Raw genomic sequence first — 7,176 nt, 5'->3', positions numbered from 1 at the left:
CTGAATTGCCAGAAAACCTAACGGTTGGCGGTTCTCTTTACCTACGAGGGACACAGATATCTGAATTGCCAGAAAACAACAAATTTGAAAATCAAGATGTTTCTATTTTAAGCTGGAAGAAAGGTAAATATATAAAGGTTGATGATATGTTTTGTGAAGTAATAAATAAGCGCGGGAAGGTATGGAAGTGTAAAAAAATAAATAAAAAGCAACACTTTTATATTGTTACAGACGGTAACGGAAAGTATTCTCATGGGGAAACAGTAAAAGAAGCTAAAGATGACTTACTATACAAAATCAGTAACCGTAATAAAGATGACTTCAAACACCTAAGTTTTAATAGTGTGCTTTCATTTGAAAAGATGATTGAATGTTATCGAGTTATTACAGGGGCTTGTGGTTTTGGTGTAAAAGACTTTGTAGAAAATAATAAAATTGAGAAAAGAGATTACTCTATTCGAGAAATTATAACCATAACTAAAGATAGTTATGGTGGATCTTCTTTTTCAAACTTCTTTAGTTTATAAATCCTGTAGAATTAAGAGGTTGATTTTTAAATATAGATCGGAGCTAAGTCGGCAAATCGTTTTAGACGACTTCATCAACCTCTCTTTTTAAATAACCGTCAAATAAAAGAGTAATATAAATTATCATGAACGAAATAATAAAACGATTACTTAAGAAATGGGTTATTAAAAATTTCAAGGAAGAAATTAGATCTGAAACTAAAATTATTAACAAAGTAAAACATGTTAAAACCATTTTAGTTAAAAAAGGCAAAATTCGTGAGTGGAGAAGTTACGATGAAAATCATAATAGGATAGACCTTATTAAATAACTGTAGTATATATGTCATCATTAACTAAAAAGCATTTAGAATTAGCGCAAACCCTTTTTGAAGAAGTAAGGGTGAAAACAAAAAAAGATTTAGGTATTGATTTAAGCAATCATTTTAAAGAAGCTTTTATATCTGGCTCAGTATATACAAGCTTACACCTAGAAAAGTAATTTAATACTGTAGTAAAGATGAAAAGAGAATTAGAACTTTTGTTAGAGTCATGGACTGATGAAGCAAGGGAATTAGAGAGTAAAAACCGAGGGCTATATGAGGAAGGAAAATTGATAGGGTTGCTCGGTTGCATTAGAAATTTAAAAGACTTGTTAAATCAGTAAACCTGTAGTTTAAAGATGAAGATATTAGAATTATTTGCAGGTGATAGGTCAATTGGAAAAGAGGCTGAAAAACAAGGTTATAAGGTTTTTTCAGTTGACTGGCAAAAGTTTGATGACATAGATTTAACTATGGATATAGAATGGATGCGCCCTAGCGATGTACCTTTCATTCCTGATGTAGTTTGGTCTTCTTTTGATTGCACTACCTACACAATAGCAGCAATATCTCATCATAGAAATAACAGAATTGAGCCTAAATCTGATTATGCTTGGAAGTGTGACAGGGTTAATCAGCATGTAATTGCTATGATTGATTACTGGTTAGAGATAAATCCAAACTTAATCTTTTGGTTTGAAAACCCAAGAGGTGTGTTAAGACACATGCCTTTTATGCAAAGATTTAATAGAGAAACGGTTTGGTATTGTAAGTATGGTGATGATAGAGCAAAGCCAACTGATATTTGGACTAATTGTGTTACCTGGATTCCAAGGCCAATGTGTCGTAATTATAAATACAATAAGGAAACAGGCGAAATAATTGATAAGCATTGCCATCATGCAAGCGCAAGACGTGGAGCAAAAACAGGAACACAAGGTAGAAAAGGAAGTTTTGAACGCTCTAAAATTCCTAATCAATTATGTACTGAGATCATAAAAGCAACAAACGAACAACTAACAATAGCTCAGGCTATTTAATCTGTAGTGAACGTGAACTTGACAAATGGCAGTCTTTTTAGTGGTGCAGGAGGATTTGAATTAGGTGCTGAGTGGAATGGAATTGAAACTATTTGGAATTGTGAAATAATTGAAGAAAGAAGGAAGCTCTTAAAATTAAGGTTTCCAAAAGCAAAACAATATGAAGACATTATTCAACTTAGAGAGCCAGAATACGCAGATATCATCTGCGGAGGATTCCCTTGCCAAGACATTTCCATCGCTCAACAAACTAATGGAGGCGCAAAAGGAATTAAGGGAAACAGATCTGGGTTGTGGTCTGAAATGTATCGCATTTGTGGGTTACTTAGACCAAAATACATACTCGCTGAAAACAGCTCAATGCTCGTTAATAGAGGACTTGAACAAGTCTTATGCGACCTTTCCAAAATCGGGTATGATGCAGAGTGGAGATGTTTACGAGGTTTCGACTTCGGATTACCGGATAAAAGGGAACGAATTTACATTATTGCCTACCCCAAGCAAGAGCGATGGACTCGTAATAATGAAATCACTCGCTGCTTTCGAGAAATATTACCGAAACGATCACCAGGACAAATTGCTTTATCAATGCCAATTAAACGGTTTCAGCGCAGAGAAAACTTGTCAGGTATACGAATGGATAATGAGTTTTCCAAAGAATTGGACAAAAATAGAATAGAAGCTATGGGAAATGCAGTTAAGCCAATTATAGCGAGCTATTTATATAAATGTATAATCGAACATTACCGTTCACAATTAGTGTAGTTATGGCAACAAAAAAAGAACACGAAATAGCAGAAAAAATCATAAAGACCCTAAAAGACGCTGGATATTCCTATGATGAAATGATACCGGTAATCCGATTGGCAAGGGAAAAATTTAGAAGATTAAAACAACTTAATAAACTGTAGTAACCATGAATAAAATTGATAAGATCATACTGAAGATAGTTATTTGGATTTATTGGTTTGAGTGTGTGACAAACAATTTTATTGATGAAGCTATGGAGAAAATTAAAAAGAAATTAAACCTATAGGATATGGACGCAATATTTTATTTAAGCCAATTAAATTTTTGCATGCTTATATATATAATTTGGAAACTAAATAAGAAATCTAAATAGACTGTAGTTATGCCAATATTATTTTCAGCAGATAAGTCAGTAGAAAAAGACCTAAATCATTTTGAAGGGAAACCAACAATATTGATTTACATAGCAGGTAACACTAAATCAGAAAAAACGGAGATTGAAGTGCAAATGCCTATTAATTGGAAAATGAAAGATTTAATAGAAGTGATTAAAGAGTCATTGCATCAAGTCGATGGTATTGTTTCATCAGTTCATGTTAAGTCGGCTAAACTAGATTACTCTAAGTTAAATTAAACTGTAGCTAAAAATGACTGAAGGAAAATTAATATTAGATGCTTGCTGTGGAAGTAAAATGTTTTGGTTTGATAAAAACAACCAGGACGTGCTTTTTATTGATAAGAGATTTGAAACTCTCTCGGCTAAGGATAGAGATAAAACTAGAATCATTGAAGTTAAGCCAGATGTAGTGGCCGACTTTACAGATTTACCAATTAGTGATAAAACTTTCTACATGGTTGTATTTGATCCACCACATTTAAAGACTTTGGGTAAAACCTCATGGATGGCTAAAAAGTATGGTAAGCTAGAAGGAAATTGGAAAGAAATGTTGGCTAAAGGCTTTGATGAATGTATGAGAGTTCTTAAACCAAATGGAACATTAATATTTAAGTGGAATGAATCTGAAGTAAAAGCAAATGAAGTTTTGAGTTTGATTCCTTATAAACCACTTTTTGGACACACAACAGGTCGTCAAAGTAAAACGATTTGGATGGCATTTATGAAAACAACAAGTACAAAATTAGTGTAAATAACGAAAACTATGGCGAAAATTATAAAATCACCTAACGGTGTTGAATTTGAAAAGGGACAAAAAGTATTCTCTTTTGGTGATCCTACAACTTTTGGTTTTGTTGAAAGTTGGGATTTGGTAAATAAATGTTGGAGGCTAGAAAAAGAAAAAAATGTTGAAGGTGCTTATTTCTGGTTGACAGAAGATGAGCCACAAGCAAAAGCAACTGTCTAAAATTAGTGTAGCTAAAAAGCCCTCACCGAAATGAGAGCTTAATACATAAAGTCCTAGCATAAGAGCTAGTCTTTAAACGTGGAAATTCAAAGATATAAAATCTGAGTTAGGACTTATTAAAATAGAGGAAGCTGAAAATCTTAAGAGTAGGCATATTTTAATAAAGTCGTCGAAAGACGCATAAGTATTATGAAAAAAGTATTTGGATTACTAATGATTTTTGCAATTGCACTTAGCTCTTGTAGTAAAGATGAGCCTATTGAAGAGCAAAACATGAGTGAATTTAAAATTGACGAAAACCAATCATTTGAAATTTACTATCAAGATTCAGTTGAGGGTTATTCTGGTTCATCTGTTTTGTGTGCAAACAAAGATTTTTCTGAAGGCAGAAGCGTAGTAGATGGAAAATATTACAAAGTAGTAGAAGTTAATGGAACTCTTCTTGTGTTCCCTACGTCTAAAACAGAGGCTTTGATTTGGTGTGAAAAAAATGGGGTACATTTTTAATTATCTGATGAATGCTTTTATTCATTTAAAAGCATTCTTTTAAACTGTAGTTATCAAAACCGTATTAAAGTATAGTTAAGGTAGTTTTTCGAGTAAAAGATTCATAGCTTTAGCGTTTTGATTTAAAAACCTTGTTATAAAAAATAGTCCTATAGCAAGCAGTATTCCAACACCTATAAATCCATATAATATAATTGAACTGTCAAACTCTTCTGTTTTTTCTCTGTCCTTAGATTTTATCACTTCTTCTGTCATGCGTTCTAAACGCTCTGTAACTTCAATTAAGGAACTTATACAATCTATCTGCTCTATCTGACCTGAATTGTCGTAAACAGTTCTTAAAGTTGTCCCTTGTCGATTTACAGTGTATATAGTAGTGTCTTTGTAGGTTATTTTAGGGACAGTGTATCTTACCGTATCGCCTGCACGTTTTATTGTTCGCTCCTCAACTTCTGAGATCGTTCTATCCTCTTTATTCTTTATAGCTTTTTTTTGTATATCACAACTATTGAATAGTAGTATTATTGCTAATGGTAGCCAAGTTGGAACTCTTTTACTCATAATTTAAATAAACCCAGTAAAGTATCTTTATATATACGCCAATTATATGCACTTACATAATTTCCGTGTGGTGCTTGAAACCTTCCTATTGTTTTGTCTATTCCTTTTAGAAGCTTAGTTATCTTATAAATCTTTTCTTTAGTTTCTTCTGAAGGATTTAAAACATAGGATGCTCTAAGTTCTTTTAGTTTTTTAGAATATTTATAATATGTTGTTTCTTTCATATTGGTATTTTACGGTTCAAAATAAATAAATTTGCAGAACCGCTATTACAATAAAAATAATAATCATATCTACATATGAATAACGCTTCTTTGTGATTCTATTTATCAGATTTTTCATCATTCGAATAATTAGATATTAGTGTGTTTAAATCATTAGATATTTCTGGTTTACGTATATAACAGTATCCAGAAAACTCAATTAATATTTTTTCTTTATCTGTCATAAATTAATCCCAATCTGAGCCGTTTCTTGATATAATGTCTTTTTTCATAATACTTCTTTTAAGGTTTTATTTCCAACTTTATACCCATTTTCTTTTTTCCATTTAAAAACAAAAGCCTCATATAAATTAGGGTAATTTTCTAATATCATATCAAAAATTACTTTATCGTTTGGCTCGTCAGTAAATATATCACCGTTAGTGTTTGTAAAGCAATATATTTCATCTTCAAAATAATGCTCCGAATAAGGCTTAGAACAATTACCACAAATACAACTTTTATTAGCTTTTACCATACAATAAATATACAAAATAAAAACGTCAAAACCCTTGTTTTATATAGGTATTTTGGTTATTTTTATAGTCCTTGCAAGGAAGCCTTAAACATTCGAAGAATAAGCAATGAAGCCCTTTTAATTAAGGGTTTTATTTTTTAACTACAATTACAGCTCTCACTATCTGTTATTACAAGTTCTGCTCTTTTTTCTTTTCCTAATGCTAAATGAAAAGCTTTCATAGTATTTCTACTATTAGTTATATCATTATAACCATCATTATTAAGGTCTTTTAATTTTAATCCTAACGCAATGCAACCGTTAAGTTGATACCAGAAGTTAGAAGCATGAAACTTACACTCAGCTCTATTGGGTACATTTTTAAGTTCCCATAAATCTTTTTGAAATCTAGGTGACCATTCTAAAACAACAGGATAGCGCCCTTTAGGCACACAACTTACATTACTTTGATTATTTCGCCATCCGCGCTCTAAACTAATAGCTGAAAACAAAGGTTTATTATTTTCATCGTACACAGTGCATTTACCTAATGTTTGGTTTCGGTCTTGCCAATCCCTAACAATTTTAATTGTTTTCATTTTGTCCTTCTTTAAAAACTGCATCCCATCCTTTTTTAAACTTTGGATGCCATACAACCATTATTACTGTATCTTTCTCAAACTCACAAGAATGCACAACACCCTCTGGTATGACTATTGAATTTGGGTATTCTACATCAAATGTTCCATAATCTTCTATATGCACTCGCATTTTACCACCTTCATTCATTATAGTCATATGCTCTTTGCGCTTTTTGTGATAATGAGGGTCAAAAACACTATTTTCTTTTGCTTTGTAAAGACAAGCTGAAGAGTTTTCTGATTCGGGCATATTAATAATACACCATTCATCTTCCCCTTTTGGAAATTTTGTCCAATTTTTTGGTATCTCATCTATTTCAACTTCTTGAAACCCTTTCATACCAGCCATCATTCTAAGTTTCAAATTAGTTCTATAAACATATATTTTACTTTGTGATCTCATTTGCCCATTCCTAGTAATTTTTGCTGAATTACACTATATAGATTATTAAGTTTGGAATTACTATCTGTTACTGTTTCTTTAATATTAGTAACACCTACCTTTACCTCCTTGTCATGTTCTTGCTTGTCCTTTAAAGTATTAGTTAACTCTAATAGAATTTTAAGTGTTTCCTTATCTTGCTCTCTTATGTAAGTTTCTCGGGCTTCAATTTTTTTATCCTTTAGATTTATATAGTAAATAAGTACTACAATTATTGCTAATAGTACACCTATTATTGTTATGTCTCTAGCTGTTAATAAATCTTTCGCAATCTCTGCCTGTGCTGTGTTTAACATTGTTTATTGTTTTTAAACATTACCAC

At 31.7% G+C, this 7,176-nt stretch carries 15 protein-coding genes; 9 read left to right on the top strand and 6 right to left on the bottom strand.

Annotated elements, in window-relative coordinates; translation table 11 throughout:
• The 9 genes from Q0912_RS16030 to Q0912_RS15990 all read left to right on the top strand — a co-directional run.
• Positions 1–527: hypothetical protein (locus Q0912_RS16030; protein WP_299116982.1), on the top strand; the 527-nt coding region annotated here is incomplete at its 5' end.
• 125 nt (positions 528–652) lie between these two features.
• Positions 653–838, top strand: a complete 186-nt coding sequence (locus Q0912_RS16025; protein ID WP_299116981.1) for a hypothetical protein — start codon at positions 653–655, stop codon at positions 836–838.
• Positions 839–849: 11 nt separating this feature from the next.
• Entirely contained in the window at positions 850–1,008 is a 159-nt protein-coding gene (locus Q0912_RS16020; protein ID WP_299116979.1) for a hypothetical protein, read from the top strand.
• Positions 1,009–1,188: 180 nt separating this feature from the next.
• The gene (locus Q0912_RS16015) at positions 1,189–1,869 is read left to right on the top strand and encodes a hypothetical protein (RefSeq protein WP_299116977.1); all 681 of its coding nucleotides are present in this window, start codon (positions 1,189–1,191) and stop codon (positions 1,867–1,869) included.
• Positions 1,870–1,881: 12 nt separating this feature from the next.
• Entirely contained in the window at positions 1,882–2,634 is a 753-nt protein-coding gene (dcm, locus tag Q0912_RS16010; protein ID WP_299116974.1) for a DNA (cytosine-5-)-methyltransferase, read from the top strand.
• Between the two features lie 367 nt (positions 2,635–3,001).
• Entirely contained in the window at positions 3,002–3,253 is a 252-nt protein-coding gene (locus Q0912_RS16005; protein ID WP_299116972.1) for a hypothetical protein, read from the top strand.
• 13 nt (positions 3,254–3,266) lie between these two features.
• Positions 3,267–3,767 carry a class I SAM-dependent methyltransferase gene (locus Q0912_RS16000; RefSeq protein ID WP_299116970.1) on the top strand — a complete coding sequence of 167 codons (501 nt, stop codon included), beginning with the start codon at positions 3,267–3,269 and terminating at the stop codon, positions 3,765–3,767.
• A 12-nt stretch (positions 3,768–3,779) separates the two neighbouring features.
• Entirely contained in the window at positions 3,780–3,983 is a 204-nt protein-coding gene (locus Q0912_RS15995) for a hypothetical protein (RefSeq protein ID WP_299116968.1), read from the top strand.
• 189 nt (positions 3,984–4,172) lie between these two features.
• On the top strand, positions 4,173–4,490 hold the full coding sequence (locus Q0912_RS15990) for a hypothetical protein (RefSeq protein WP_299116967.1): 318 nt from the start codon (positions 4,173–4,175) through the stop codon (positions 4,488–4,490).
• Between the two features lie 75 nt (positions 4,491–4,565).
• On the opposite strand, the gene Q0912_RS15985 is transcribed toward Q0912_RS15990, so the two are convergent.
• The 6 genes from Q0912_RS15985 to Q0912_RS15960 all read right to left on the bottom strand — a co-directional run bounded on the left by Q0912_RS15985 (position 4,566) and on the right by Q0912_RS15960 (position 7,150).
• A complete protein-coding gene (locus Q0912_RS15985) occupies positions 4,566–5,051 on the bottom strand; it encodes a hypothetical protein (protein WP_299116966.1) in 486 nt (161 codons plus the stop codon).
• Positions 5,048–5,275 carry a hypothetical protein gene (locus Q0912_RS15980; RefSeq protein ID WP_299116964.1) on the bottom strand — a complete coding sequence of 76 codons (228 nt, stop codon included), beginning with the start codon at positions 5,273–5,275 and terminating at the stop codon, positions 5,048–5,050. Before Q0912_RS15980 ends, Q0912_RS15985 begins: the two co-directional genes overlap by 4 nt.
• Positions 5,276–5,543: 268 nt before the next feature.
• Positions 5,544–5,792, bottom strand: coding sequence for a hypothetical protein (locus tag Q0912_RS15975; RefSeq protein ID WP_299116962.1), 249 nt, complete (start codon positions 5,790–5,792; stop codon positions 5,544–5,546).
• Positions 5,793–5,929: 137 nt separating this feature from the next.
• Positions 5,930–6,370, bottom strand: a complete 441-nt coding sequence (locus Q0912_RS15970; protein WP_299116960.1) for a DUF5675 family protein — start codon at positions 6,368–6,370, stop codon at positions 5,930–5,932.
• On the bottom strand, positions 6,357–6,815 hold the full coding sequence (locus tag Q0912_RS15965) for a hypothetical protein (protein ID WP_299116958.1): 459 nt from the start codon (positions 6,813–6,815) through the stop codon (positions 6,357–6,359). The genes Q0912_RS15970 and Q0912_RS15965 overlap by 14 nt, the downstream gene beginning before the upstream one ends.
• Positions 6,812–7,150 carry a hypothetical protein gene (locus tag Q0912_RS15960; RefSeq protein ID WP_299116956.1) on the bottom strand — a complete coding sequence of 113 codons (339 nt, stop codon included), beginning with the start codon at positions 7,148–7,150 and terminating at the stop codon, positions 6,812–6,814. Before Q0912_RS15960 ends, Q0912_RS15965 begins: the two co-directional genes overlap by 4 nt.
• Positions 7,151–7,176: the final 26 nt, after the last annotated feature.

The organism is uncultured Winogradskyella sp., from assembly GCF_947498345.1.
Taxonomy (GTDB): domain Bacteria; phylum Bacteroidota; class Bacteroidia; order Flavobacteriales; family Flavobacteriaceae; genus Winogradskyella.
Note: the sequence above shows the minus strand (reverse complement) of the source record. Positions and strands in the feature narration are given on the sequence as shown.